Source organism: Vulcanisaeta distributa DSM 14429 (assembly GCF_000148385.1).
Lineage (GTDB): Archaea > Thermoproteota > Thermoprotei > Thermoproteales > Thermocladiaceae > Vulcanisaeta > Vulcanisaeta distributa.
Map to the genome: position 1 here is coordinate 285,691 of NC_014537.1, position 24,235 is coordinate 309,925.

Here is a 24,235-nt window from a genome sequence, read left to right on the forward strand (position 1 = left end):
GCCCCAATGTAGGTGTTGTGTGAGCGTTTCTAGGGAATTTGTTAAGAATCTTATTAGGGACATTGAGTATGCTGTAAGGGAGGTTAATAGGATTGCGAGTAAGTCGTATGATGAATTGAGTGATGAGGATAAGATGGCCATTAGGTATGAGTTGATAGTCATCGCTGAGGCATTAATGGCCCTGGTAATGCACATAGTGCGTAGGGGCCTGAACGAAAGACCCAAGACACCCATAAACGCGTTAATGATGGCCAGGGACAGGGGCTTACTGACTATGAATGAGTATGAGGACTTGACGAAGTTGGTAAGACTTAGGAATCTCCTCGTCCATAGGTATTGGGTGATTGACGATTACTTAATATATCGAAGCATTAAGTCGGACTTTAAAAGCCTAGCGAGCTTTATAGATAGGCTAAGAAGCCGCTATGGCATTCGATGAAGGGTATACTTACCATTCAATAAGTCGTGAGGAGCGGGAATCATTGATTTCGAGGATTAGGGACGTACTTAGGGAGTATGGTGTTTCCCTAGGTATCGTATTCGGTAGCTTCGTAGACCTCGATGAGTTTAGGGACATAGATATCGCGGTTTATGGGAAGGATATCGACCTCAATAAGGTATTAAGCCTTGGGACCAGGCTTGAGGAGGTCCTTGGTATTCCGGTGGATGTGGTTTCATTAATGGATGTCGATCCCGAGTTCAGGCTTTCAATACTGGAGCGTGGCATCGTAATTCTCGAGGATGTTGATGGTTTATACGAGGCATTAATAAGTGAGACCCTCGATGAACTTTACCTGGTGAGACACGGGGAAGACCTAGTACAGTAGGTATGGTGCCTCCTTGAGCGTGCCTGTCATTGGGTCTATCATTAGGCCTAGGATCTCCAGTGTCGTTATACCTATGAGGACTTTATCAATTATGTCACTAATAACGACCCTAACCGTGGCCTCCCTACCCATTAACCTAACCCTAACCTCACTAAACTCAACATTAACAGGCCCGCCGACGGTCATGACCACGCCCCTATCCGTAACCCTCAGCCCAAGCTCCACAGCCAATGCCCTGGGTATGACAGTTAAGGTGGCGCCGCTGTCCACCAACGCCTTCACCCTGACCTCCCTATCCCCACTTATTAATTCGGCATCAACCCAAACATAGCCCATACACTTCACCAATTCTATCAACGCGGCGCTTATAAAGCTTCTACAAGTAACTACGTCGATGACACCTCAAGTGGTGTTAATTCCTCCCTCCACGTAAGTACCCAAATACCGTTTTTCCTAGCCTCCTCAATGGCCTCAGGGACATACCTCATGCAGTAAAGGACCTTAACAACCCTAGGCCTCAGGTACTGCGGGTACCTACTCCTCAACTCATTAATTACACCCATCAACTCCCCAACCTTACCGACCCTAAGGTCCAGGGTTGAATCACCAACCACGCAAAGGTCATCGATGACACCATAAATATTCAACTCAAGTACCTCCCTACCGCCCTCGGTAATTACCAACCTACCCAGCCTAACATTGATGCCAAGCCTCTCCCTCAGCCTCCAGGAAACGACGTCTAAGGCCTCATCCTCAATACTGTAAGTTAGCTTCTGCAGCGTCCTATTCATTTGATTTAGTGTCCTTTTAATATCCTGGACATCCCTAGTGAGCTCATCAAGCTTAGCCGAGTGACTCTGCAGCACTTTTCCATGCTCATCAAGCTTACTACCGTGCTCCTGCAGTAGCCTTGTATGCTCATTCAAAATCCTACCATGCTCCTCCAATAACCTACCATGTTCCTCCAGTAACCTTCTATTCTCCTCAAGGGCTTTACTATGCTCCTGCAATAACCTAGTGTGTTCCTCGAGGATCCTCGCGTGCTCCTGTAATACCTCTCCATGCCTCTTCAACTCCTCCTCAATACTCACGATCCTACTGAGCATGGCATTAAAGTCCTGCCTAAGCGCCTTAAGCTCGTTAAGTATTGAGTCGAGACCCAGGGCACCGGCTATGGCAAGTCTAAACTCCTCATCAGTCCTTATCAACTCCAGCACAATCTTCCTGACCTCATCCCTACTAACCACACCAATCTACACTACAAGAACACCGCCAGAATTAATAACCCTTCCCATAACGTGGCCACATCACCCTCAGAGGGCTCCGTGCTTTGGGTGTGCAGAGTCGCCGTAGTTCTATATACACGGCGACTCTTCAAGTCCAAGTTATGACTAAGATCTAGCATTAATGCATCCTAAGGAGTTAGTGGTCGTCGCCAGGGTGTTGTGGAGTCCCTTTTTGATAAGGGTTAGGTTGCGATTGAGGACTACGGCAAGATAAGGCTTTTCAGGGGTTTGTGAAGAGATTCGGGTATTTTGGGTTACGCCATTGCGGTATATCGATGTTACTGAGGATATTGATGGTAAGGTTTAATGCCCGTGATAAACATGACTAAGGATGGAGGATTAAAGGGAGTTAATTAAGACGTATGATGACTCCGGCATAATATTAAGAAAACTAACATCAGATTAATGAAACCCAACGAGATATTAATGAGAAACAAAATATCCAGAGATCTAAAACTTAATCATGAGGAAGTACCACGCCTAGTGATTACCTGCTTGCTAAGTAACAATCATGCAGGTATTGAGGTAATTTTCGCGCATTGGATGTGAAGAGTCGCCGTAATTATATAATTACGGCGACTCTCCAGGTCCAAAATATGGCAGTAAAGAATAAGCCTAGGAGCCTAGCTTCACATTAACTTTATCATTATAGTGAGTTGATTCATTACTGTAAATTAGTTCATGAGCGTTACCATACCATTATCATTAGTAATGACCTTAACAAACGTAGGCAGGCTTACATATATGCCGTAAGGTGCATCAACGCGTATTAAATCCCCTAGGTAAGTAATTGAAATTGCCATGAACTTATTGATCGGTCAGGGCGTAACGTCAGTAATGAATGGATCAGACAGGTAAGTGAGGGTTATGGTAATATTCAGGAAGGTTTTAATTCCTGGTTTCCCGAGACTTTCTGTGGATGAGTACTTCCTTGAATTGATTAAGAGACGTAAGATGGGTATGAGGAAGCTGGGTTACATGAGGAAGAAAGCCGTGCTTACCAGGTTGGTGTCGGTGGAGGAGTATGGCGGTGAGGGTGAGGGTAAGGCTGAGGAGCGGAAGTAGGGATGTCGTAACCTCGGCCGTTATTAATACGGGTTTCGAAACAGACACACCCAACATTGCAATACCCACACCACTGGCTAGGATGCTCGGTCTATGGCCACTCAGCGGTGGTGAGTTAATAAGCCTTGAGACAGGTGGTGGAGAGACGGAGGCTTATTTAGTAAATAATGCCTTATCCCTAAGCCTGGAACTTGAGGATAGGGTCGTTGGGCCAATAATGGTTAATGCCATCATAAACCCAATATAAGTGAAGTGCTGATCAGCGATTACGTGACGACACAGCTAGGCATTGTAATACTAAATGCCAAGGAGGGCCTATGGAGATTAATGGACGAGAATAAAGTAAGGAAAAGTGTGGAACCCACGTATTGACTTTAACGACATAATTCTTGTTTAGGATGATTCCTATTTGGATATGTAGAGTCGCCGTGTATATAGAACTACGGCGACTCTGCACACCCAAAGCACGGGGATCCCTAATTGTAGTGTTTGTATCATTTATATTTAATTAGTTTATTTGGCATAGTTCTTGGCATTATTTCTATTTTTTATTAGAGTAAAGCTTATAAACCCCTGGGTTATCTTGGCTTTGATGTATGTGGTTTTTGGAGTAACGAGTGGGATGTCTTCAGTGGTCTTTGAGGGCAGGTATAAGGGTCCTAATGATGTTAGGGATGTTCATGTGAGTGATGTTCCTAGGATTAACCATGTGCTCCATAGCTTCGTCATTACTAATGACGTTAATGATTTCGTCATATGGACCTTTGACATACCTGGTTATGAGACACACATTTACTCAATGATTAAGGAGAGGGCTACATTACTCCTATGCCCAAGGATTGATAACTCCACGTACCTACTGCCTGATGCTTCATTGGTTAATGAATTAAATTCAATGCTGTACAAAGATGCTAGGTCAGCTACGTACTTCGTTAGGCCCACGGATAGGTCTTTCGTATCCAAGGTCCTTAGGGACACGGTTAGCGCCGCCAGGGCTTTGATAATGGAGAAGGTCAGTAATCTACTTAGGTCTAGGGGCCTCGCCACGATTAGGCTGATGGATGAGCTTGGTGGCATTAGTGATGACATGATTACGGCGGCTAAATTATGGGCCAGTAAGGGGTTCGCTAATGAGGTTGATGGTGTGTACTCGATGGTCGATTACGTCAGGTCATCCCTGGAACTGAAGAGGAGTAGGTCGAGGAGGTAATTTTTACCTAAAAATGATTAGGGCTTCACAGTGTAATAAACCCTCTTCTTATCCTTACCCCTACTCTCGGACTTCAGGAAGACAATCTCACCAATCTCCCTGGTATTAGCCACGTGGGGCCCACCGTCAGCCTGAATATCAATGCCCTCAATCTCCACAATCCTCCACTCATCACCAGGCGGTGGCTCCCTCTCGGCAAGCTTAACAACGCCTGGTATCTTCATAGCCTCCTCCCTCCTCAGGAAGTAAATCTTCACGGGAATGCCCCTCCTCACGATTTCGTTGGCCTCCGCTATCAAGTCCTGGAACGCCTTCCTAAGCGCATCGCCACTTAGGGTTAGGTTGTAGTCATCCCTAGCGTACTCAGGCGTTATGTCGCCGCCAGTCACCAATGCATTATACTTCTTATAGGCCAGTGCGGCTATTATGTGCGTTGCCGTGTGAAGCCTCATTAACCTATACCTCCTCTCCCAATCAATTACCCCATGCAACGTATCGCCGACCCTAAACCTTGGTTCCCTATCGAGTATGTGCACCGCATCCTCACCCTCCTTAATCACCTCCTTGACCACGTACTCCTCACCCTGCCAAATCAGCCTGCCCGTGTCATTGGCAACACCACCACTCCTTGGGTGAAAGAGCGTCTGGTCAAGCCAAACCCTATTACCATCAATCCTAGTCACGGTGGCATCAAACTCCCTCCTGTACGAGTCCCACCAGTAGAGGAATTTTGTTGGCATGGGTTTCAGGGAGAAGCCTGAAATTAATGTATTGCGCCTATGCCGGTATTCCAAAGAATCTCCTTATTGCGTAGAGCATGACATCGTGCGTCCTAACCAGGTCATCCACCGTAACATACTCATTATATGCATGGGCCAGCGCCAACTCACCAGGTCCATAAACAACGGTGGGTATACCCCTAGCCCTAAGGTACCTACCATCGGTTGCGCCAGTGACTATTATCGGCCTTGGCGTTGCGCCAAGGACCCTCTCAATGCCCTCGTGAATGATCCTGACAATGACCTCACCAGGGCTTGTGTAGTTTGGCTCGCTTGTGTCCAGGACCTCCACATCGGCGATACCGCTCAACCCACTCCTTAAGTGATTAATTACCTGGCTTGGTGAAACCCCTGGCGGGACCCTCATGTCAAGTTCAAGCTCTGCGTAGTCTGGGACCATGTTTATCTTCGAACCACCCCTAACAACGCCTGGGTTAAAGGACACAGTACCAACAACCCTCTCAAAATCACTGAGCGTCAGATTAAGCCCCGAGGCCCTAGCAGCCTCTAGGTAGACCTCAGCCGAGTTCCTAATGGCCTCCGTCAACTCACTGGGTAACTTAATGCCCTTGTTAAACTCATTAATCAACTCCTCAGCCCTAGCTATGGCTGCGGCCAGCTTCATTATCGCATTCTCGCCGAGGATCGGTAAACTACCGTGGGCAGGCCTACCCCTGGTAACCAACTTAACCTGGCAAAGCCCCTTCTCACCAATGTAATACCTGGAACTACCGGATGGCTCAGCAACTATCGCAGCATCACCAACCAGCACGCCATCCCTAACCAAGGCCTCAACACCAGGGTGGCCGCCCGTCTCCTCATCCGCCGTTGCCGAGAATATTAATGTACCTGAGCCCTGCCTCTCAATAAGTGGCGCTAATTCTGTGAATACCATCATTATCACCGCTAAGCCACCCTTCATATCCGTGGCACCCCTACCATAGATCCTACCCTCAACGATCTTCCCAGAGAACGGTGGGTAGACCCACCTGGAATCATCGCCGGGAGGAACTACGTCCATGTGGCCGTTAAGTATGAGCACGGGCTTACCCCTACCAACCCTGGCAATCACGTTTGGCTTATCCTTAGCATACTCCCTAAACTCACTTTTGAAGCCACGCTCACCTAGCCAATCCCTAATAAATCCCGCAATATTAACGGTATAGCCAGGGGGATTAACACTGGGTATTTGAATAAGGTGTGAAGTCAGTTCAATTAGCCCTGTCTTTAGATTCTGTGACATACATTCTGATAATCTAAAAATACTTTATAAATATTTCATCTGTCATTTTTCTACTGATTTCGAACTTAAACATGAAGAAAAATTTAAAAATACTAATAAAAGTAAAAATATTTAAATATGTACTCTAGACCTAAACTAAGCAAAGAGAATTTAGTCAAAATAATATTATTAATAATAGTGCCATGGTTATTCATAGTATTTCTAGCGCCCCTCTATAATAGACCTTATCCTCAGATTGGTGGATGGCCATTCTTATGGTGGTACTTATTTGCTTGGGTTTTTATTCAACCTATCATAACATACATAGTGTATAGGTTAATTGATAAGGGTGGTAAGTCATGATGTTTACAGCGATTGATTATACCATATTTTTTGTGCTGGTTGGCTTAACCATAATTGCGGGGTTCCTTGGTGCTAAATGGAGGGCTCCTGATTTCTCAAAGATTTCGGAATGGAGCATCGGCGGTATGAAGTTTGGCACAGTAATTGTTTGGTTCTTAATGGGTGCCGATATATACACTGCGTATTCTCTAGTGGCGATACCAGGCAGTGCATACGCGCTGGGTGGTTTTATATTGTATGCCGTGGTTTACGGCTCAATATCATACCCATTCTTATATATCGTTGCTACGAAGTTCTACAGAATAGCTAAGCGGAGGGGTTATATCACGGCTGGAGACTACGTAAGGGATAGGTTTGATAGTAGGATTTTGTCGTTATTAATATCATTAACGGGCATAATAGCCATGTTACCCTACATAGCGCTGCAGATAGTTGGTATTAGGTACGTCCTCGATGCCATGGGATTCCCAGTAATCCCAAGCTTTATAATAGCATATATAATAGTCGCTGCGTTCGTGGCAATAAGCGGACTTAGAGGGCCAGCTCTGAGTTCATTAATTAAAGATGTATTGCTTTGGGCGGTTATTTTAACAATAGTTATAGCGCTAGGCATAAGGTTCACGGGGTTTGGGCCCATATTTAGCGAGATAGGACCCAGTCACTATTTAATACCAAGTAAATTAATGCTTGGGTACATAACGTTAGCATTTGCTAGTGGGATATCATGGCTATTATTTCCAAACCTACTAGTTGGGCTACTCGGCTCTAAAAGTGAGGAAATAATCAGGAAAAACTCCATCTTCCTACCACTGTACCAGGTATGGCTAATACTACTGGCAATTATGGGCTTAGTAGCCTTAGCTAAGAACCTGGTACCCCATGGCATATCAAGTCTCGCATTCCCATCAGTAATCAGCGCTTATTTCCCATCGTACTTCGTCGCATTAGCATTTGCGGGCATAGTAATTGGCAGTATGGTACCAGCTGGGCTACAAAGTCTTGGCGCTGCTAATTTAATAGCCAGGAATATTTATGTAGACTTCATAAATAAAAGAGCTACAGAAAAACAACAGGTACTTTGGGGTAGGGTTTCCGTTTTCATAATGATAATCGCATCATTAATATTTGCAATAACACCCGCAGCCAGCGGATTAATATTCTACTTATTAACATTCTCCTACGCATGGTTATTACAGACACTACCTGCAATAATATTGTCGATGTATTGGTACGATCTAGATAAGTACAGTGTGGCGGCTGGTTGGGCCGTTGGTACCGTATTCGTGACCTATGGTTTAGCCACCGTGAAATTCTCATCATCATTACTGCCCTGGTTCTATAACATCTACGTAGGATTCCTAGGACTTGTACTGAACTTAGTGGTAATGTTAGTAGTGTATGCAGTGGTTAAGGCCCTTAAGGTAAAAACAACAAGTAAATTAACACCGCAAGAGTTAATGTGAGGTCGTTCATTAACAATACCTCTTAAAAATTAAGTAATTTTCATTATCTCCAATAACGCATTAAGGAGCGAGTCATCAACTTCCCGTGTCTTAATACTAACCCTAAAGTATCCCTCAGTCAGTGGTGGTATGTTTGATAAGTCCCGTATCAGGAATCCGCGTTTGAGGAGTTCCTCGTTAAGCCATGGCTGGTGCCTTATTACGAAGTAGTGAGTTGTTGATTCGTAATAACTAATGCCAAGACTCCTTAATGAATTTAATACTCTACTTCTCTCCTCCTCAACGTACTTAATCGTTAACTCCCTGAATCCACGGGCATGCTTCATGTACCTGGATACCGCGTACTCGGCTATTGAGTTTACGGGCCACGTTGGCACCAGGTCCTCGATGTTAGCCTTCGTATACACAGCACCAACCCTAAGCCCTGGTATTGCCAGGAACTTCGTGTATGACTTAACAACAAACACATTGTCATACCTTAGCGAATCCCTAATTAATGATTCATTCGATTTTACGAAGTCCATGAATGATTCATCAACGACCAAGACACCACCGCGCCTATATAGTTCCTCAGCCAGCCCAATTAGTGATTCACGCTTAATTAAGTAACCCATTGGTGAGTTTGGGTTGGAAAGAATAACGGCCGTATTTGAAACCACCCCATCAATTAATGAATTCACCAGGTCCCCATATCCCCAATACTCAATTAATCTAATATCGGCATTTATCAGCCTGCCTAGGCGTAGGTAATCACTGTAATTCGGTATGGGTATTAATATGCGGTGAGGCCTTAGGTACATGAGTAGTAATTGAAGGGCCTCGGTGGCTCCATTAAATACGTACGTAAACTCAGGCCTAACGCCCTCAAACCCCGCCAGCGAATCCCTTAGTTCATCACCAAGCTCCGTCGGGTAATGCGAGTAATGACCATTAACTACACCCTCCTCAATTAGCTTAATTAGCTCCTTTGGAGTGCCCAGTGGGTTCATGTTCGAGCTCATGTCTATTAACCCGTACCTCCATCCATACCCACCGTGACCCCGGGCACCACCAATTATGTTACCCATAATTCAGTTTAGATTCTGCGAGATAAGTTAAATAAATCCCCGCTATTATTGAATCCGATAATTAATGATGCATGGACATGGCCACTTCGGACCGCCACCACAGTGGTTCATAAAAAGGAGGGGCCTAAAGTACTTAATACTTTACCTACTCAGTAGTAGGGGTCCAATGACTGGTGCGCAGATTATCGATGAGATCGAGAGGTTGTCAATGGGTTTCTGGAGACCAAGCCCTGGCTCTGTGTATCCAGCCCTTGAGGAGCTTGAGTCTGATGGCTTAATTAGGGTGGCTAGGGTTGAGGGCACTAAGAAGTATTACGAAATCACCGACAGTGGTAAGGCCTACATAGGCCTACCGAGCATTGATAAAACCACGGCTGCCGTTAATGACTTCGTGTCTCTGGCTAGGTACATTATTGATAATTGGGACACACTTAGTGAGGCCGATAGGAATAGGGTTAGGGATGTTCTCAGGGACTTAATTAAGACGGCAAACATTCAATGTTAATCCATACTATAGAGCACTACGTGAGGCATTTTCAGCTCGTCAATAAACCACTTATTCCTAACCTCCATTATTAACTGCCTACTATCAATGTAATTACCCAATAACTTAGTCACTGCATTTCCAAGGCCCTCACTAAGGCAGTAATCGGCATTCTCAAGGAGTATTAATGATGGCTTCCTCGCCACGATTAATTGGGTTGTCAATGCAAGTATTGTCTTTATGTGGCATGGTAATTCATCACCAATATGAACAAGCCCCCTCTTATCCACGTAGGAGAGGACTAACTCGCCGCCGTACCAACCAGCCCTGAAATTCCTAAAGCCAAGCTCTCCAAGGACCTTCCTAAGAAACCTAACGTCAGAATCCCTTCTCGGGTCGGTGAATAGTTGGGATAATATCTCAATTATGTGCTCACCATGTTCACCAATAAAGTCCGGCTGTGAAATTTCGGTGTTCTTAACGCGACCCCTGAAGTCTATGTATGGCCCTATCTTGTAAATACCGACTGAGAGCAGGTACTCCCTAATCGCCTTAATTACCGATAGTGCCGTCTCATAATCCTCAGAGGCACTACCCACCAATTGTAATGCCTGCTCCTTGGGCGCCAACCCATCTGGGTTAAGCAGTATCGATGCATCAACCACATCAACATCCAGTGGATACTTAACCCTGCTAACGCCGCTCCTAAACTCAGCAACCATGACCTCCCTCTCACCAACCTTAACCACACTTACGTAACCATCATCAAGACCAACACTAATCGTTACAGAATCACCGGAATAACCAACCTCCTCAAGCCTCTTCTTAACCCTATCATCCAGCGATATTGTAACATCAATCCTCGCATCACCAACCCTGGGTAAATCCTCGAGAAATAACCTATCCCTAATACCCCTGAAAAACCTCCACAATAACTCAATGATCATTGACTTACCCGAGCCAGGCGACCCGGTAATTACTGTTAAGGGTCCAAGCTCAATGCTGGTATTTATTCCATAAAACCCCTTAATGCCTAGTCTTGTTATTAACACGACATTGCGCTAAGGCGTTATTTATTAAGGTTGAGTTTCACGGTTAATGCGTATTACGAATATATGAAGTATATTGGAGTATAGTGTAGTTTATATATTTGATAAATAAAGCTTAAATAGTAATTAGGAAATACGGTGTCGTGGACCTAGACCTAGCGCCCGACCCACTCCTTGCCATCCCGGGACCCTCACAAATACCGCCTAGGGTTATGAAGGCATTAATGAGGATTGTCGATCATAGGTCACCCCACTTCCATAAGCTATATAGGGATGTGGTTGATGGTTTAAGGTATGTTTTTCGGACGAACGGTGATGTTTACCCAATTACGGCAAGTGGAACTGGCGCTGTTGAGACCATGGTATTGAATTTCGTTAGGCCTAAGGACACGGTCCTCGTGCCGGTGTTCGGTAGCTTCAGTAGGAGGTTGGTTAATCATCTTAGGAGGGCTGGTGCTGAAGTTATTGAGGTTGATTACGGCTGGAATAGGGCGCCTACGTACGATGACTTAAGGGCTAAGGTTGAGTCCATGGGTATTAAGCAGATTGACGTATTCGCCACGGTTTATAACGACACAAGCCCCGGCACTGTGTTTAGGGACCTGCCAAAGGTTGTGAGGTGGATTAAGTCCTACGGCGCCTTAGTGCTTGTTGATAACGTGTCGGCCCTGGGCGGTGATTATTTCGAGGTTGATTCCTGGGGCATTGACGTTGCTGTATCAAGCAGCCAAAAGTGCCTTGCCGCCCCGCCTGTCATGTCGTTCATTGCCGTGGCCTCGAGCGAGGCCTACCGTAAGGCCGACTCCGTGAATCATCCAAGCATTTACTTCGACATTAAGTTAATGAGGAAGTTTGGCGAGAAGTTTGAAACACCATTCACGCCAGCGGTCAATTACCTATTTGCAATTAGGGAGGCCCTTGGCATAATTAGGGAGGTTGGTCTTGAGAACTGGATTAGGTGGCACATTGAGAGGGGTAGGGCGATACTCAATGCCCTTACTAAGGCTGGTCTAGAGCCATTCATCAGCAACGATTACTATAGATCGACTACTGTGCTTTCGTTCAAGTACCCAGCCGGCGTTAATCCTGATGAATTTAGGAGGACTATTTATAGGTTTGGTGTTTCAATTTCTGATGGTATGGACGAGGTCAAGGGCAAGGCCTTTAGAATTGGTAATATGGGTTACTTAACTAGAAAGGACGTACTGACGCTTGTCTCGAGTATAATTGCAGTGTCATTAATTAATGGTGGTAATAATGCAAGTAACGACGCAATAAAGGATGTATTTAGGGAGGTTTTGAATTACTGGGAACCTGAACAGTTATCAGTGGGCGAGGGTTAATATCGCACCCGTCAGCGCTATCGTGCCTATTACGGCGACTGCGACACCTATTATTATTAGTACCACGTCCACGGTTATCCTGGCATACTTCCAATGCCAGAGCTCAAGGAGTAATGTCCTGAACCCTATCAACCCATGCGCCAGCGCTGCGTAGAGCAATATGTATATTGCCGCTATGTATCCATAATTAAGTATTTGATTAACCACGACTGGGTAGGAGATTGATTGTTCGTAACTCGGCCACCTAAAGGCTAGGTGTATTCCAAGCACCACAATTAGCACTATCCCGAGAATGTATTGCCACCTTCTTAATGTGGATGCGTTCACCATACCCATCACCACACAAAGGCAACTAGTGTTGCTAATATGAGGAATATGACAACTACAATCACAGCAATGTACTTAAGCCATGCCTGCCCAGTCTTCTTAACCGAGGGCACGGCCCTTGGGAATGTATGTCTCTCAGGCCTTGGAAGGCCGACACCAAAATACTGCGTCAGTATTAGCCTGAAACCATTGGCACCATGCACAGCCGCCAGCAATGCTATTAAGTACTCGATTATCGTACCTACATGCGCCGGTCCAGCTACGTGTGGCCCCTCAACAAAGCCTATTACTGTATTCCACGTAATTTCTGAGGGATGACCGAAGCCAAGCGCTGTTGATATTACCAGGGTATGCGCGATTAGGTATATTACCAGTATTGCACCACTAACCTTCTGGAAAATCAGTAACCACTCATCAAGGCCCCTAAACCAGAGGGACCATTTTGGTGGGACTCTCTTTACTTGTTTCTGCTGTGCCATCCTCATCACCTCCTACGCCTACCGGTTAATAACCAGTTCTTCAAAAGGTTTATCGCTAGGGCTGGATCAACATCCTTGGGGCAAACCTTACTGCAGGTTCCGCTGTAATGGCATGACCAAATACCGTTCTCGCTATCAACGACCTTTAGCCTTAGCACGGCGCCCTCATCCCTATTATCTGCACTCCACCTATAGGCCTGGGCAAGGGCTTGCGGGCCTAGGTAATCCCTGTTTAGGAAAACCATTGGACAAGCCGAATAACAAAGGCCGCACTTAATGCAGTACGCAAACTCTAGGTACTCGCTGAGTTGTTCCTCAGTCTGTGGGTAGTAGCTCTCTAATTTCTCAAATTGTTCGGTCTCATCCTTCCTAATTAACCAGGGCCTAACACTCCTATGCTTCCTAAAGAACTCTGAGAAATCAGCTGCCAAGTCCTTTATTGGCTCAAAATTGCTAAGTGGTTCTACCGTGATTACCTCAGTGCCTAAGTCATATGGCTTGGTCTCGCAGGCTAACCTTGGTGTCCCATTTATTATCATGCCGCATGAGCCGCAAATCCCCATCCTGCAGCTATACCTAAATGATAACGTGGCATCTTGATACCACTTAATCTTTATTAAACCATCAAGCACCGTTTCATGATTACTAAGTTCGATCTTATACTCACGCCAATAATAACCACCCCTCTCCGGATCATACCTCTTAACTCTAAATGTATACGTACGCTTAATGGGCGAACCAAGTGGTGGTTTCGTAATTGTTATCTTCTCCGTAGCGACCGCTGCCTGTAATGCACCACCAGATTGTTGAGAAGACACGCTCAGCTATAAATAATCATGCCTTTATAAGTTCTTCCTTGGAAAAGAATAAAATGGAATATCGATGAACCTTCAACGTGGTCATACCGTGCATCATCACGGAAAAACGCATAAATACTAGACTTTTGTCTATTTCTTAATGGTTGAATATGAGGGTTTTATAACAGATATAATGATTAGGATAGCCGGCGACATAGTGCTTTCTGACAACCCTGGTAAGGGGATTAGGAAGTGGCGTGAATTCTTCGAGATGTCCCAGGCAGAGTTAGCCGCTAGGCTCGGCACATCACCAAGCGTGATTAGTGATTATGAGTCTGGGCGTAGGAAGTCGCCAGGTTCTCAATTCATTAAGAAAGTGGTAAAGGCATTGGTTGATTATGAGCTTGAGAAGGGTGGTCAAAAACTGTACATACTAAGTAAGCAATTAGGTGGCGAGAGATTTTGGGAAGCGATACTTGACATGAGGGATTTCGATATACCCGTTGAGATTAACGACTTTGTTAAGGCCATAGGCGCCACATTGGCCGTCGGGCCTGAGGGCTATGTTGATATTCATGGGTATACCGTGGTTGATAGCCTTAAGTTAGTCCTTGATGTACCATCAAGCGAGTACCTAAAGCTTTATGGAAGCACTACACAGAGGGCTGCAGTTTTTACCAATGTTAGGTATGGCAGGTCTCCACTAATAGCCATAAAATCAATGATGGCATTCACGAACCTGAGACCAGCCGTAGTGGTTATGCATGGTGTTGATAAACCTGATTACCTGGGTCTTGAGATTGCCAGGAGGGAGCACATACCATTAGCTATTATTAATAGCTCAATTGATGAATTACTGACAGCCCTAAGGAATTTAGCTGAGCGCCAAAGGGCAATTACTAGGTAATGCCATTACCCAGCCTGCGATATTAATGACGTGAGTATTCTCCGAACATTCTCCCTGAACTCCTCAATGGATGATTCATTTACGACTATGTAATCCGCCCTAGCTATTAAGTCGCCAAGTCCATACCTCAATTCCCTAAGATCCCTCATTAGGAAATCCTCGATTGTCCTTGGGTCGTCAGGCCTACCCCTTCTCAGCAGCCTCTCGAATCTAGCCTTCCACGGCGCCACCACATAGATCAACACAACCCTCGTCGATAACGCCTCCTCTATCGCTTCAATCTCCCTAATGCTCCTCGCCCCATCAATAACAACGATATTCGACTGCTTAGGTATTTTCTCAAGGGTTTTATACGCAATAGCCCTAGTACCACCCCTCAGCCTTAAGGTTACCGATGCAGTTGATGAGGAAATACCGCTTTTAATCGCCTCATCCCTAATCACGTCGCCCATAGTCACCACGGGAAGCCCCAACTCCCTCGCCACGTCAGACGCTATGGTCTTCCCCGAACCAGGTAAGCCCGTTATTACTATTACCAGCACGTATGCTATGGATTATCTAGGGCTTATTTTTATTTACCTATAATAACCTCCCTAACCCTGAGTAGATCCGCGTTTGTCCTAAATCCCTTAATATGGAAGTGGGACCTCACGGCTTGATAACCAAGCCCCCTTATCACGCCTATTACATCATTGATTGGCAGCTCACGGCCTAGATCCCTACTAATCTCCGTTGTTAATGCATAGGGTATGTTAGGACCAAGCGCCTCCTCAACAATCAACTTACTGATTTCCCTAGCCCTATCGCTGAAGTAATCCTTAACGTTACTCATAAAGTGATTCATTAAGAACTCGGCATCCCATAGATTACCAATCCACAATGGGCCTGCCAGTCTATACCTAGTATTAGTTGGTATTGGATACCCAGGTATGAAGCCCCTCTGCAATGTACTCAATCTGTAATAAGCGTAGCCGAGGTTCCTAAGGGTCTCAAGGGCGTAGGCCCTATCCTTAAGAATCAATACGCACACCCTGTAGTAATGACCATCGAGGAATGATACTAACGGCTGTATTCCGTAATCCATTGATAGGGCATAACGCGCAATCATCGAGATCAATATCCTAATACCCACCTCAAACCTGAAGGGGAACTTCTGCGGTAATGCCCCATAACGCCTAACACACTTAATGGGGTACTTACCCGATAAAACACCCACGTCAGTCGCAGTCACACATAGCAATCCCTGATCCCTAACCGCCCTAAGGCTATTCTCTATGAATGGCTGTGGGGACCCGAATGGGTCTATGTCGACCACATCGCAGCCACCCTCACGTGCAAGCCTTAACAGTAGGTTATTGGCATCATCCCTATACACACTCACTACGTCATTCAGTCCATTCTTATCCACGTTCAACCTTATTAACTCATAAGCCCTCTCGGAAATATCGTTAGCTATAACCCTGGAAACACCATTAACCTCCCTAGCATACCTAACAGCCCTAACCCCAGTCCCCGATAATGGCTCGCAAATAGTAATCCCAGCTTTATTCATATAGCCTATGTACCCATTAATGATTGCAGTCGATAATGACCTATTAACCTCCATCCTAGGATTATAAAACACGGGTGCATGGGCAGGCTCGGGCCTATTACCAACGATGTACTTAGATAGGTCTGGTACAATTACCGACACTAGGCCCTCCCTAATCTCCACCTTAGGGTATTCACTCATACCCCTACCTCAATGGTCAATTCCTGGATTCCAGGAACTCGACATCACGCTTATCCGATTCTATTAATGCAAGTCCAACACCAAGAACCTTTGCGACGCTAAATACCTCATTACTCACCCTCCTCTTATCCTCAACAAGGTATGACTCACTCGGTGAGTGGGCCGCAACCTTCGTATGAGCCTTCATCAATGAGTATAGTCTAAATGACGGTAGTAATTCCCTAATATCCTCATCAACCATATCCTCCCTCTCCCTAACCTCATTAATGACCTCCTCATCCCTAGGCCTTAAATTAACATCATTCAGCACATCCTTACTGAATATTTCAATGAGTATCCTGGCGGTCCTCTCCGAAGCCTCCATGGACTCTCTCTCATACTCATACACAGTCCTCCTAGTGACCCCCAGAATCTTCGCTAAATCGCCAAGGCTCATACCCCTATCCTCCCTCAACCTCCTAAGTAATTGACCCTTCACACCAGCCCTCACAATGCCCTTATCCTTCACGAACTTAACACCCTCATTATCTAAAATCCTCTTGAATGTCCTAATACCCACCGCGTAAATGCCATGCACCTTATACGCCACTCCGTCAGCCATCTCCTCATCACCATAGTTAATACCCACGATTATCGGCGTGGAATTCGAGACCCTCGATAACACGATAAGGTCCACTATAGCCTCCTTACTCACCCTTTCCGCATCCTCCTTAACCTTAACTATGAACTTGCCCTCCTCATTACCCCTATAATTTGGTATCCTAATTATTGCGTCGTAGGATAATGACGAATCACCAACAAGTAGCACCTTGGCTCTCCTACTTGCCGCCAGGCTCAACACATGCGTTATGAGTTCATTGCTCATTACCTTTAGAATCATACATACTATTTTATTTAAATCTCTTTTGCAAAACTAATGAATAATTATGACGTCTTCCTACCAATAACCATGGCATGAGCCGTATCGTATGGCTCGAGGTGAACCATATCGAGTATTTCATAACCCCTATCCTTAAGCACATCAATCTCTCTCTTGAATGTCTCGCTCGGTTCCTTGGTGACGTCAATGCTCATGGCCTTTATGACCAGCATTACGTAGCCGTGGCTCTTCACGTAAACATCAGCATTATCTGCAAGTATCTTTGCCTGGAATGGTTGCGCAATGTCTATGTAAGCCACATCGACGGACTTAACAATATGCACATACTGCTCTGGGTACCTCGCATCCGCCAATATCGGTATTACATTCTTCCTACCCTGATCCACGAGCTTCTCCATGAACTCCCTGAAGACCCTTGGCGAGAACTCCACAGAGTAGATAATGCCCTCATTACCAACTATATCACTTACGTGGCTCACGGTAGTGCCGCTGGCAGCACCGAGGTATAGGACCCGCGTTCCCTCCATTATTGGCATTATCTTAAGTCCATTCATAATCGCCGCGGCGAGCTTTGACCTATATGGGTTCCAAATCCTGTATTCCCTACCCTCCCACTGAATCAGTTGCTCTCCATAAACCCTCTTACCCGGCGTTAGGTTAATGGTTGCAAGCCTCTCCGTCCCATCCTCAAAGGACACCCAGTAAACACCCTTGAATTTCTCATGCTCCTTAACGCCAACAACCTGTATTAATGAAGACATTGGGAATTCGTATTTTTAAGGGATTATAAATCTTAATGCCCACTATCTACGACCGCCCCTCTTCTCACGAGCCCTCTTCTCCTCAGCCTTTTTCTCCGCGCCCTTCTTCTCAGGGGCTTTCCTAGCGGCTTTAGCCTCGGGCTTCCTTGGTGGTGGCTTAGCGTATAGAGTCTTAACCTCCTGGATCCTCTTCATTAAGTCCTCCTTAAGCCTTGGCGCTATGAAGTTGCCCGTGAAGGCATCAGCCTTAGCAGCTATTGCCAGTTTTGCGGCTAATGCCCTGGCAATCTTACCGCGCTGCCACCTTGGAGCCCTAAAGATCTCAGGGAATTGGAATATGACACCGTGCTTAGGCGGCTTACCACCAGTCCTCAAAGCCCTAAATAGCGCCTTCTCTGCGCCAAGCACTTGAATTGTTGAAGCCGGTAGCAATGCAAGCCTCATTAGGCCTCCAGCAAGCATTATCAACCTCGCACCAAGTAATGGACCAACCAACTCCCTAATGTTTGGTGCCACTTCAACCATAGCCTCATCAATGTACTGCGACAACTTACTCCTTAGGTCCGATAACTGTATGTATAGCCTTGCGTAGGTCCTTATTGGCTCCAGATCCCAATCAGCCATTTCTGCACCAACGCTCTTACTCGCTGCCTCAGCAATTCTCTTAGCCCTATCCTGTGAAAGACCGAGCTTAGTTAAATTGTCGGGCGTGAAGTTACTCCTATGCCCTAACTCGGTGACCAACGTCATGTACTCCTTATGGTCCTTAACCAAGTCCTCAAGCTCCGGGAAGTGGAGTCCATACCACTCCCTAACCCTCGAACTTATCAGGTTGAGTATTTTATCGAGGTCATCAACTGAACTTATTGCCTGCGCTATGAATAGGTCCCTCTTCTCCGCCACCTGCCTTAGCTTATGCCTTGTCTGTACCGTCGTTATCTCGTGAATCCTTGCCAAGTACTCATCCTCAGTGAGACCAAAGACCTCCTTAACGTACCTACCAATGTTGTTCCTATACATTATACCTGCCTTACTTGGTAATTCAGACCTTACCTCAACGCCGGCGACCATGTTGGCTAGGTTCCTAGCCAACTCTCTATTCTCAACAACAACCTTTGTAATACCCCTATTCTTAAGCTCATTTATTATCTTCACAACCTCATCAATTGGCTCACCAGTCTCCAGCTTGTTCATTTTATCCGCTATCTCGTCCGTACTACCCTCATAGAGGACCTTGGCTATTACATCACCATTCTCATTCAGAGCCACTACACCGAGGACGTCCAGCACCAGGTATGCCACGCTCATCAGTGCTCACACTAATCACGTGATGATTTACTATCTTTTAAGCTTTTTACCTCGTCTTGAGGAGTTTATATCTGGCGATGAATAATACATTAATTAAAACGAGCAATGCACCAACTATGAATATGACGGCTCCCAAATCCATTACCGCATTTACTAACAATGCGTTACTAACCACGTATTGGGAAATCACGGTTATTAAGACCGACACATTGAGGGGCTTTGGATTATCATTAAATAATACGAGTGAGTAATTACCGTGATTAGGCAATTGAAATGTTATTAAATAGGCATTACGCACCTGCTTATAACTCGATGGGGTAAGTACATGGCCGAATTGATCGGATAAGTACACGGATAATGGATATGAATTATTAAGCAGGACCACTATGTATGCAGGGCTATTTATGTAAATTGGTATTAAATACCTTGAGTATACGTCAATACTCACTGTCACGTTATTTAAAGTATTCGTCATCACATTATATACCCTGGGCAGAAATGAATTGGTTACTAATAATATCGCAACTCCAATAATCATTAGTGCAATGCCAATCCTTACTAAATTCACAATAATAAGGGGAATTGAGCCACTTAAAAACCTAATTTTAACCCCCAAAACAGTTAGGAATACATATCGACAAACTCAAGCCAGGTATCAAGCTCGTCAATACTCATCCTCTGTATTACATTGCCTCTCTCCACCCAAGCCTCCCTCGGTATTAACTCATCACCAACCCTAGCAAACACAATCCTCATCACCGGCCTAGGCTCATCACTGGATATAAACTCAGTCCCAGCAGCCTCCTCCTCACTCGGTGCATGAAATAATAATTCAACAGTATCGGGGCCCTCCCTAACTTCGTAAAGTGGGTTGCCCCTAATGAAGCTCATAAGCTTACTATAACTTATTTTCCTCATTAATACGAGGATTAATAAGGGCCATTAAATACCTTATTCCTCCATGCCCATGAGAGATTATTTTGCCGTGTTCAGTGATTAATGCTTTAGGGTAGCACATGGTATATTCTCATTAGCATGTATATGCCGACTAATACGATTATTATGCCGTAGGCAATTCTAAGGGTTCTCTTCGGTGCCTTAACTGCTATGCTCGTTCCTGCATAGCCCCCTGCAATACCACCTGCCACGTATAGTAGGGCTATGAGTATTAGGACATCACCATAGAACCAATACTCGGCGCCACTGGCCACACCAAACGTTCCAACACTTATTAAGCTCGTCCCAATGGCCCTAGTTATGCAGAGCCCAGCCGAGAACATTAGGCTGGGCACGATTAAGAAGCCACCACCAATACCAAAGTAACCACTGACCAGGCCGACTATGAAGCCGAAGACCGCCACCTTAAGTATGGTCGATATAGTCAGCCTTGGACACTTATTGAAGGCGTCAAGTACATGATTAACTTCATTAATGGTGCCAGCCTGCGTTGATTCCCTCCTAATCGCCATATAAACACCGAGAACTATCATGGCGATCGCAAAGTACGTGAGCAAATCAGTACCTGGCGTTATGTGGCCTAGGTATGCGCCTATTAACGAACCAACAAGTCCAACGCCGGCAAATATTCCTCCAACCTTCGGCGCCACGTTCTTCTTTCTAAGGTGCATGTAGGAGTTTATGTAGGCATTGAGCCCGACCGCGAGCGCCGTCGTGCCGATGGCTATATGGGCCGCGTCAGGTATTGTATCAAGGCCAACAAAGTATAGGAATAGTGGGACAGCTAAGATACTGCCACCGCCTCCAATTAAACCGAGTGAAAATCCAACGAGAACTCCTGACACAATTGATAACGCGTATTGTATGGGTGTTATTGCAATCGTCATACATCCCTATTGCTGGAATAGTCCTTTTTAAGCTTTTTAATTCAAAAATTTGACTTATTAATTAAGTTTAATGACATTTAATGATTATTAATAGATGAATATAGCGTTATTGTCCTTATTTAGTCTTCATGAGGATAACCATGATTATTAATTTTGAATGGTTTTAATAATTAAATAAACATTAGTAGATGTGTATCTTTGGCGCCCTACCGAGTATCTTCAGTGATTCCTGGGCTGCTACGAGCCTCGCCACAGGTACCCTGTAGGGTGATGCGCTGAAGTAGTTAAGTCCCCTGCCAACAACCCTGGCTAGTATCTTTATTGAGTCTGGGTCGCCACCATGCTCACCGCATATGCCAATCTCTATGTTTGGCTTCACGGACCTCGCTGCGTCTATGGCTATCTTCATGAGCTTGGCGACGCCATCCTCATCGATGGTCACGAATGGGTCGTAAGGCAGTATGCCGAGCTCCAGGTACTTACTCATGAACTTATTCTCCACGTCATCCCTACTAAAGCTGAAGACCGCTTGTGTTAAGTCGTTTGTTCCAAAGCTCATGAAGTCCACAACCTTGGCGATCTTGTCGGCCGTTAGGCATGACCTGACAGTCTCCATCATAGTGCCGATCTTAAAGTCGATCCTATCGCCATATGCCTTAAATACCTCCTCGGCCGTGGGCTTAACAACATTGTTAATTATTATCTCGAGTTCCCTAACCTCCGCAACCTGTGGAATCATTATCTGCAACTCGATGTGCTTACCCTTCCTCTTAAGCTCGAGGGCTGCTGATAGTATCGCCTTAACCTGGGCCGCGTAAATCTCTGGGTATGTAATGCCCACCCTAACGCCCCTGTGCCCCATCATTGGGTTAGCCTCCATCAGCGCCTTAACCCTGGCTAGTAACCTCTCCTTCTCGGGGTCTGGCTTGCCCAGGGTCCTAGCCCTAGTCACCTCGGTGACTAATTCCTCGAAGTTTGGTAGGAACTCATGTAATGGTGGGTCGAATAGCCTAACCGTCACTGGGTAGCCCTCCATTATCTCGAATATCTCCAGGAAGTCCTTCTTCATCATCTCAGCCAATTGATCAAGCAGCTCCTTCCTCTCACTTGGGTTGTCCGAGAGTATTACCTTCCTAAATAGGTCTAACCTACCGGGCGCCCTGAACATCCTCTCCGTCCTCAACAGGCCAATGCCCTTGGCACCGAACCTCCTGGCTATCGTAGCATCATCAGGCGTATCGGCATTAGCCCTAACCTCAAAGACAGACACTGAGTCGGCCATGTCGAGGAATTCGAAGAACTCCGGCGGCAGCTTGGGCTCTATTGTTGGTACTTTACCAACATAGACATTGCCCGTGAAACCGTCAATCGTTATCCAATCACCCTCCTTAATAACCACATCACCAACCCTCGCGGTCCTTGTGTTATAATCAATCTGTAGAGCCTCGGCACCAACAACCGCGGGCCTACCGATTGCCCTGGCCACCACTGCGGCGTGGCTTGTTGCACCACCCCTACTGGTTAGCACACCCACTGATGCGTAGAAACCATGGACATCATCAGGCTTTGTCTCCTCCCTAACCAGAATTACCTGCTTACCCGCCTTAGACCACTCCACGGCCCTGTCCGGGTCAAATACTGCCTGCCCACTCACTGCATGGTCGCTGGCATAAGGACTCCCAAGCCCATTGAAAAGCTTAAGGAGGAGATGCCCGAGGTCTATGAGCAGTTATACAATGGCGTTAAGCTAATCGAGAAGACGAAGAAGGAGGTTCAGGACGTGGAGTTCACCATCGAGAAGGGCAGGCTGTGGTTCCTACAGACGAGGAATGCCAAGATGAACCCACTGGCTGTCTTGAAAACGAGGGTTGACATGTACAAGGAGGGTCTCATAACGAAGGAGGAGGCGATAATGGGCGTTAAGCCCGAGTACATACTGCAAATGCTCTACCCAAGGATTGATGAGTCCAAGGCAGGTAAGCCATTGACTAAGGGCATACCCGCATCACCTGGCGTCCTCACCCTGGGCATAGGGCAGGTACTCGCCATAGAGCTTATTCTCGCCCGTGGCTGGGTCCCTTGAGAAGACGACGCCGGTTGCTGACCTCCAGTCAGCGTTACCAAAGACCATGGTCACGATTGCCGCCGCCGTACAGTCAGCTATATCGGGCGTTATCTTGTTGGCCTCCCTATAGAACCTAGCCCTTGGTGAGTTCCACGACTTAAACACAGCCTCTATCGAAAGCCTTAGTTGCTCCCATGGGTCATCAAATACCCTACCAAACCTCTTAATGTATATTTGTTTATAAATTTCCACGAGCTCCTTAAGGCCCTCAAGTGGTATTTCTGGATCCTCTTTAGCACCGTACTTCCGCTTAATCTCCTCAAGGGGCTTATTAAACTCCTCCTCAGGTATTCCAAGGACTATCCTACCAAACATCGCCAGGAACCTCCTATATGCGTCGTATGCTCCATGCTCATTATTAATCCTCTTGGCGAGTCCATGAACAGTCCTGTCATTAAGGCCTACGTTCAGTACAGTATCCATCATGCCAGGCATTGAGACCGCGGCTCCAGACCTCACGCTAACGAGTAATGGCTTCTCAGGATCACCGAGCTTATACCCAGTCTTCTCCTCAAGGTACTTAATACCCCTGGCAACCTCATCCATCAATCCCTCAGGAAGCTTTTCGCCTCTATCGTAATACTCCCTGCATGCCTTCGTGGTTATTATAATGCCGGGAGGAACAGGTAAACCAAGCCTAGTCATTAGGACGAGGCTGGATGCCTTACCACCTATCAACTTAACATCGTCTGGATCAGCCTCTTCGAAAGTTAACACGTACTTACCGAGGGAACCCATTATACATTTATGGGTCTCTAGTTTTTATAAATTTTATTATATCGATCATTATTAATATCTTTCCTATTGATTAATCATTAACAATAATTATAAATACTAAACAATAAATTCGAGGAGATTCCCTAGACAATATTGGTTATGAAAATGATTTATACGTAAAAACTTGATATATTAATGGA

At 45.8% G+C, this 24,235-nt stretch carries 30 protein-coding genes; 11 read left to right on the forward strand and 19 right to left on the reverse strand.

The features are described from left to right. Positions 1-19 precede the first annotated feature (19 nt). A complete protein-coding gene (locus VDIS_RS01405) occupies positions 20-439 on the forward strand; it encodes a DUF86 domain-containing protein (RefSeq protein ID WP_013335418.1) in 420 nt (139 codons plus the stop codon). Continuing rightward, positions 426-827, forward strand: coding sequence for a nucleotidyltransferase family protein (locus VDIS_RS01410; RefSeq protein ID WP_013335419.1), 402 nt, complete (start codon positions 426-428; stop codon positions 825-827). The genes VDIS_RS01405 and VDIS_RS01410 overlap by 14 nt, the downstream gene beginning before the upstream one ends. Here the strand turns inward: VDIS_RS01410 and VDIS_RS01415 are convergent. Further along, positions 816-1,163: an aspartyl protease family protein gene (locus VDIS_RS01415; protein WP_013335420.1), complete on the reverse strand. Its 348-nt coding sequence runs from the start codon at positions 1,161-1,163 to the stop codon at positions 816-818. The genes VDIS_RS01410 and VDIS_RS01415 overlap by 12 nt on opposite strands. Positions 1,164-1,213: 50 nt before the next feature. Beyond that, on the reverse strand, positions 1,214-2,074 hold the full coding sequence (locus VDIS_RS01420) for a DUF8196 domain-containing protein (protein WP_013335421.1): 861 nt from the start codon (positions 2,072-2,074) through the stop codon (positions 1,214-1,216). A gap of 906 nt (positions 2,075-2,980) precedes the next feature. Between VDIS_RS01420 and VDIS_RS12540 the strand changes: the two genes are divergently transcribed. The 3 genes from VDIS_RS12540 (at position 2,981) to VDIS_RS01430 (ending at position 4,388) form a co-directional block, all read left to right on the forward strand. Next, complete coding sequence (locus VDIS_RS12540) at positions 2,981-3,178, forward strand: hypothetical protein (protein ID WP_013335422.1); 198 nt, start codon at positions 2,981-2,983, stop codon at positions 3,176-3,178. Beyond that, entirely contained in the window at positions 3,138-3,425 is a 288-nt protein-coding gene (locus VDIS_RS01425) for a hypothetical protein (RefSeq protein ID WP_013335423.1), read from the forward strand. The genes VDIS_RS12540 and VDIS_RS01425 overlap by 41 nt, the downstream gene beginning before the upstream one ends. Positions 3,426-3,770: 345 nt before the next feature. Then, complete coding sequence (locus VDIS_RS01430) at positions 3,771-4,388, forward strand: hypothetical protein (protein ID WP_013335425.1); 618 nt, start codon at positions 3,771-3,773, stop codon at positions 4,386-4,388. Positions 4,389-4,405: 17 nt separating this feature from the next. Here VDIS_RS01430 and alaXM read toward each other — a convergent pair whose 3' ends face one another. Beyond that, positions 4,406-5,128, reverse strand: coding sequence for an alanyl-tRNA editing protein AlaXM (alaXM, locus tag VDIS_RS01435; protein WP_013335426.1), 723 nt, complete (start codon positions 5,126-5,128; stop codon positions 4,406-4,408). A 37-nt stretch (positions 5,129-5,165) separates the two neighbouring features. Next, the gene (locus tag VDIS_RS01440; protein WP_013335427.1) at positions 5,166-6,410 is read right to left on the reverse strand and encodes a M20 family metallopeptidase; all 1,245 of its coding nucleotides are present in this window, start codon (positions 6,408-6,410) and stop codon (positions 5,166-5,168) included. Positions 6,411-6,527: 117 nt separating this feature from the next. Here VDIS_RS01440 and VDIS_RS01445 point away from each other — a divergent pair, with 117 nt between their 5' ends. After that, a complete protein-coding gene (locus tag VDIS_RS01445) occupies positions 6,528-6,752 on the forward strand; it encodes a DUF3311 domain-containing protein (protein WP_013335428.1) in 225 nt (74 codons plus the stop codon). Continuing rightward, the gene (locus tag VDIS_RS01450; protein ID WP_013335429.1) at positions 6,749-8,215 is read left to right on the forward strand and encodes a sodium:solute symporter family protein; all 1,467 of its coding nucleotides are present in this window, start codon (positions 6,749-6,751) and stop codon (positions 8,213-8,215) included. Before VDIS_RS01445 ends, VDIS_RS01450 begins: the two co-directional genes overlap by 4 nt. Positions 8,216-8,244: 29 nt before the next feature. Here the strand turns inward: VDIS_RS01450 and VDIS_RS01455 are convergent, their stop codons facing one another. Beyond that, entirely contained in the window at positions 8,245-9,282 is a 1,038-nt protein-coding gene (locus VDIS_RS01455) for a pyridoxal phosphate-dependent aminotransferase (RefSeq protein WP_013335430.1), read from the reverse strand. Positions 9,283-9,346: 64 nt separating this feature from the next. Between VDIS_RS01455 and VDIS_RS01460 the strand changes: the two genes are divergently transcribed. After that, on the forward strand, positions 9,347-9,787 hold the full coding sequence (locus VDIS_RS01460) for a PadR family transcriptional regulator (RefSeq protein ID WP_013335431.1): 441 nt from the start codon (positions 9,347-9,349) through the stop codon (positions 9,785-9,787). Here VDIS_RS01460 and VDIS_RS01465 read toward each other — a convergent pair. Further along, entirely contained in the window at positions 9,784-10,818 is a 1,035-nt protein-coding gene (locus VDIS_RS01465; RefSeq protein ID WP_013335432.1) for an AAA family ATPase, read from the reverse strand. The two genes, VDIS_RS01460 and VDIS_RS01465, sit on opposite strands and share 4 nt — an antisense overlap. 140 nt (positions 10,819-10,958) lie before the next feature. Here VDIS_RS01465 and VDIS_RS01470 point away from each other — a divergent pair, with 140 nt between their 5' ends. Beyond that, positions 10,959-12,158 carry a pyridoxal-phosphate-dependent aminotransferase family protein gene (locus VDIS_RS01470; protein ID WP_013335433.1) on the forward strand — a complete coding sequence of 400 codons (1,200 nt, stop codon included), beginning with the start codon at positions 10,959-10,961 and terminating at the stop codon, positions 12,156-12,158. Here VDIS_RS01470 and VDIS_RS01475 read toward each other — a convergent pair. Genes VDIS_RS01475 through VDIS_RS01485 form a run of 3 tightly spaced genes read right to left on the reverse strand, consistent with a single transcriptional unit; the run spans position 12,141 to position 13,782 of the window. Continuing rightward, complete coding sequence (locus tag VDIS_RS01475; RefSeq protein WP_245522538.1) at positions 12,141-12,488, reverse strand: succinate dehydrogenase/fumarate reductase transmembrane subunit; 348 nt, start codon at positions 12,486-12,488, stop codon at positions 12,141-12,143. The two genes, VDIS_RS01470 and VDIS_RS01475, sit on opposite strands and share 18 nt — an antisense overlap. A gap of 5 nt (positions 12,489-12,493) precedes the next feature. After that, on the reverse strand, positions 12,494-12,964 hold the full coding sequence (locus tag VDIS_RS01480) for a succinate dehydrogenase/fumarate reductase transmembrane subunit (RefSeq protein WP_245522539.1): 471 nt from the start codon (positions 12,962-12,964) through the stop codon (positions 12,494-12,496). A 5-nt stretch (positions 12,965-12,969) separates the two neighbouring features. Continuing rightward, positions 12,970-13,782: a succinate dehydrogenase/fumarate reductase iron-sulfur subunit gene (locus VDIS_RS01485; protein WP_013335436.1), complete on the reverse strand. Its 813-nt coding sequence runs from the start codon at positions 13,780-13,782 to the stop codon at positions 12,970-12,972. 139 nt (positions 13,783-13,921) lie between these two features. Here VDIS_RS01485 and VDIS_RS01490 point away from each other — a divergent pair, with 139 nt between their 5' ends. Next, positions 13,922-14,668, forward strand: a complete 747-nt coding sequence (locus tag VDIS_RS01490; protein WP_013335437.1) for a helix-turn-helix domain-containing protein — start codon at positions 13,922-13,924, stop codon at positions 14,666-14,668. Positions 14,669-14,673: 5 nt separating this feature from the next. Here VDIS_RS01490 and VDIS_RS01495 read toward each other — a convergent pair whose 3' ends face one another. The 9 genes from VDIS_RS01495 to VDIS_RS12545 all read right to left on the reverse strand — a co-directional run bounded on the left by VDIS_RS01495 (position 14,674) and on the right by VDIS_RS12545 (position 22,847). Beyond that, positions 14,674-15,210, reverse strand: a complete 537-nt coding sequence (locus VDIS_RS01495; protein ID WP_013335438.1) for an AAA family ATPase — start codon at positions 15,208-15,210, stop codon at positions 14,674-14,676. Between the two features lie 29 nt (positions 15,211-15,239). Next, positions 15,240-16,400: a tRNA (guanine(26)-N(2))-dimethyltransferase gene (locus VDIS_RS01500; protein WP_013335439.1), complete on the reverse strand. Its 1,161-nt coding sequence runs from the start codon at positions 16,398-16,400 to the stop codon at positions 15,240-15,242. Between the two features lie 16 nt (positions 16,401-16,416). Continuing rightward, positions 16,417-17,265: a helix-turn-helix domain-containing protein gene (locus tag VDIS_RS01505; protein WP_148678167.1), complete on the reverse strand. Its 849-nt coding sequence runs from the start codon at positions 17,263-17,265 to the stop codon at positions 16,417-16,419. 59 nt (positions 17,266-17,324) lie between these two features. After that, on the reverse strand, positions 17,325-18,041 hold the full coding sequence (locus tag VDIS_RS01510) for a fibrillarin-like rRNA/tRNA 2'-O-methyltransferase (RefSeq protein ID WP_013335441.1): 717 nt from the start codon (positions 18,039-18,041) through the stop codon (positions 17,325-17,327). Positions 18,042-18,083: 42 nt separating this feature from the next. Next, complete coding sequence (locus tag VDIS_RS01515; protein WP_013335442.1) at positions 18,084-19,349, reverse strand: Pre-mRNA processing ribonucleoprotein; 1,266 nt, start codon at positions 19,347-19,349, stop codon at positions 18,084-18,086. A 46-nt stretch (positions 19,350-19,395) separates the two neighbouring features. After that, entirely contained in the window at positions 19,396-19,917 is a 522-nt protein-coding gene (locus VDIS_RS01520; protein WP_013335443.1) for a hypothetical protein, read from the reverse strand. A gap of 53 nt (positions 19,918-19,970) precedes the next feature. Then, entirely contained in the window at positions 19,971-20,267 is a 297-nt protein-coding gene (locus tag VDIS_RS01525; RefSeq protein ID WP_013335444.1) for a hypothetical protein, read from the reverse strand. A gap of 86 nt (positions 20,268-20,353) precedes the next feature. Next, positions 20,354-21,193 (reverse strand): sulfite exporter TauE/SafE family protein, encoded by an 840-nt coding sequence (locus VDIS_RS01530; protein ID WP_013335445.1) that lies wholly within the window; start codon positions 21,191-21,193, stop codon positions 20,354-20,356. Between the two features lie 181 nt (positions 21,194-21,374). Continuing rightward, positions 21,375-22,847, reverse strand: coding sequence for a putative PEP-binding protein (locus VDIS_RS12545; RefSeq protein ID WP_245522540.1), 1,473 nt, complete (start codon positions 22,845-22,847; stop codon positions 21,375-21,377). Positions 22,848-22,850: 3 nt separating this feature from the next. Between VDIS_RS12545 and VDIS_RS12550 the strand changes: the two genes are divergently transcribed. After that, positions 22,851-23,276 (forward strand): PEP/pyruvate-binding domain-containing protein, encoded by a 426-nt coding sequence (locus tag VDIS_RS12550; RefSeq protein ID WP_425358365.1) that lies wholly within the window; start codon positions 22,851-22,853, stop codon positions 23,274-23,276. On the opposite strand, the gene VDIS_RS12555 is transcribed toward VDIS_RS12550, so the two are convergent. After that, positions 23,199-24,056, reverse strand: coding sequence for a PEP/pyruvate-binding domain-containing protein (locus tag VDIS_RS12555; protein WP_425358366.1), 858 nt, complete (start codon positions 24,054-24,056; stop codon positions 23,199-23,201). The genes VDIS_RS12550 and VDIS_RS12555 overlap by 78 nt on opposite strands. Positions 24,057-24,235: the final 179 nt, after the last annotated feature.

Excerpts from the sequence above, each read along its gene's own strand:
- VDIS_RS01490 (WP_013335437.1), top strand. The coding sequence starts at position 13,922 with ATGGTTGAATATGAGGGTTTTATAACAGATATAATGATTAGGATAGCC.
- VDIS_RS01460 (WP_013335431.1), top strand. The coding sequence starts at position 9,347 with ATGATGCATGGACATGGCCACTTCGGACCGCCACCACAGTGGTTCATA.
- VDIS_RS12555 (WP_425358366.1), bottom strand. The coding sequence starts at position 24,056 with ATGGGTTCCCTCGGTAAGTACGTGTTAACTTTCGAAGAGGCTGATCCA.
- VDIS_RS01500 (WP_013335439.1), bottom strand. The coding sequence starts at position 16,400 with ATGAGTGAATACCCTAAGGTGGAGATTAGGGAGGGCCTAGTGTCGGTA.
- VDIS_RS01425 (WP_013335423.1), top strand. The coding sequence starts at position 3,138 with ATGGCGGTGAGGGTGAGGGTAAGGCTGAGGAGCGGAAGTAGGGATGTC.
- VDIS_RS01515 (WP_013335442.1), bottom strand. The coding sequence starts at position 19,349 with ATGAGCGTGGCATACCTGGTGCTGGACGTCCTCGGTGTAGTGGCTCTG.
- VDIS_RS12540 (WP_013335422.1), top strand. The coding sequence starts at position 2,981 with ATGGTAATATTCAGGAAGGTTTTAATTCCTGGTTTCCCGAGACTTTCT.
- VDIS_RS01455 (WP_013335430.1), bottom strand. The coding sequence starts at position 9,282 with ATGGGTAACATAATTGGTGGTGCCCGGGGTCACGGTGGGTATGGATGG.
- VDIS_RS01505 (WP_148678167.1), bottom strand. The coding sequence starts at position 17,265 with ATGAGCAATGAACTCATAACGCATGTGTTGAGCCTGGCGGCAAGTAGG.
- VDIS_RS01525 (WP_013335444.1), bottom strand. The coding sequence starts at position 20,267 with ATGAGGAAAATAAGTTATAGTAAGCTTATGAGCTTCATTAGGGGCAAC.
- VDIS_RS01530 (WP_013335445.1), bottom strand. The coding sequence starts at position 21,193 with ATGACGATTGCAATAACACCCATACAATACGCGTTATCAATTGTGTCA.
- VDIS_RS01475 (WP_245522538.1), bottom strand. The coding sequence starts at position 12,488 with ATGGTGAACGCATCCACATTAAGAAGGTGGCAATACATTCTCGGGATA.
- VDIS_RS01440 (WP_013335427.1), bottom strand. The coding sequence starts at position 6,410 with ATGTCACAGAATCTAAAGACAGGGCTAATTGAACTGACTTCACACCTT.
- VDIS_RS01480 (WP_245522539.1), bottom strand. The coding sequence starts at position 12,964 with ATGGCACAGCAGAAACAAGTAAAGAGAGTCCCACCAAAATGGTCCCTC.
- alaXM (WP_013335426.1), bottom strand. The coding sequence starts at position 5,128 with ATGCCAACAAAATTCCTCTACTGGTGGGACTCGTACAGGAGGGAGTTT.
- VDIS_RS12550 (WP_425358365.1), top strand. The coding sequence starts at position 22,851 with ATGGTCGCTGGCATAAGGACTCCCAAGCCCATTGAAAAGCTTAAGGAG.
- VDIS_RS01415 (WP_013335420.1), bottom strand. The coding sequence starts at position 1,163 with ATGGGCTATGTTTGGGTTGATGCCGAATTAATAAGTGGGGATAGGGAG.
- VDIS_RS01430 (WP_013335425.1), top strand. The coding sequence starts at position 3,771 with ATGTATGTGGTTTTTGGAGTAACGAGTGGGATGTCTTCAGTGGTCTTT.
- VDIS_RS01445 (WP_013335428.1), top strand. The coding sequence starts at position 6,528 with ATGTACTCTAGACCTAAACTAAGCAAAGAGAATTTAGTCAAAATAATA.
- VDIS_RS01450 (WP_013335429.1), top strand. The coding sequence starts at position 6,749 with ATGATGTTTACAGCGATTGATTATACCATATTTTTTGTGCTGGTTGGC.
- VDIS_RS01410 (WP_013335419.1), top strand. The coding sequence starts at position 426 with ATGGCATTCGATGAAGGGTATACTTACCATTCAATAAGTCGTGAGGAG.
- VDIS_RS01510 (WP_013335441.1), bottom strand. The coding sequence starts at position 18,041 with ATGTCTTCATTAATACAGGTTGTTGGCGTTAAGGAGCATGAGAAATTC.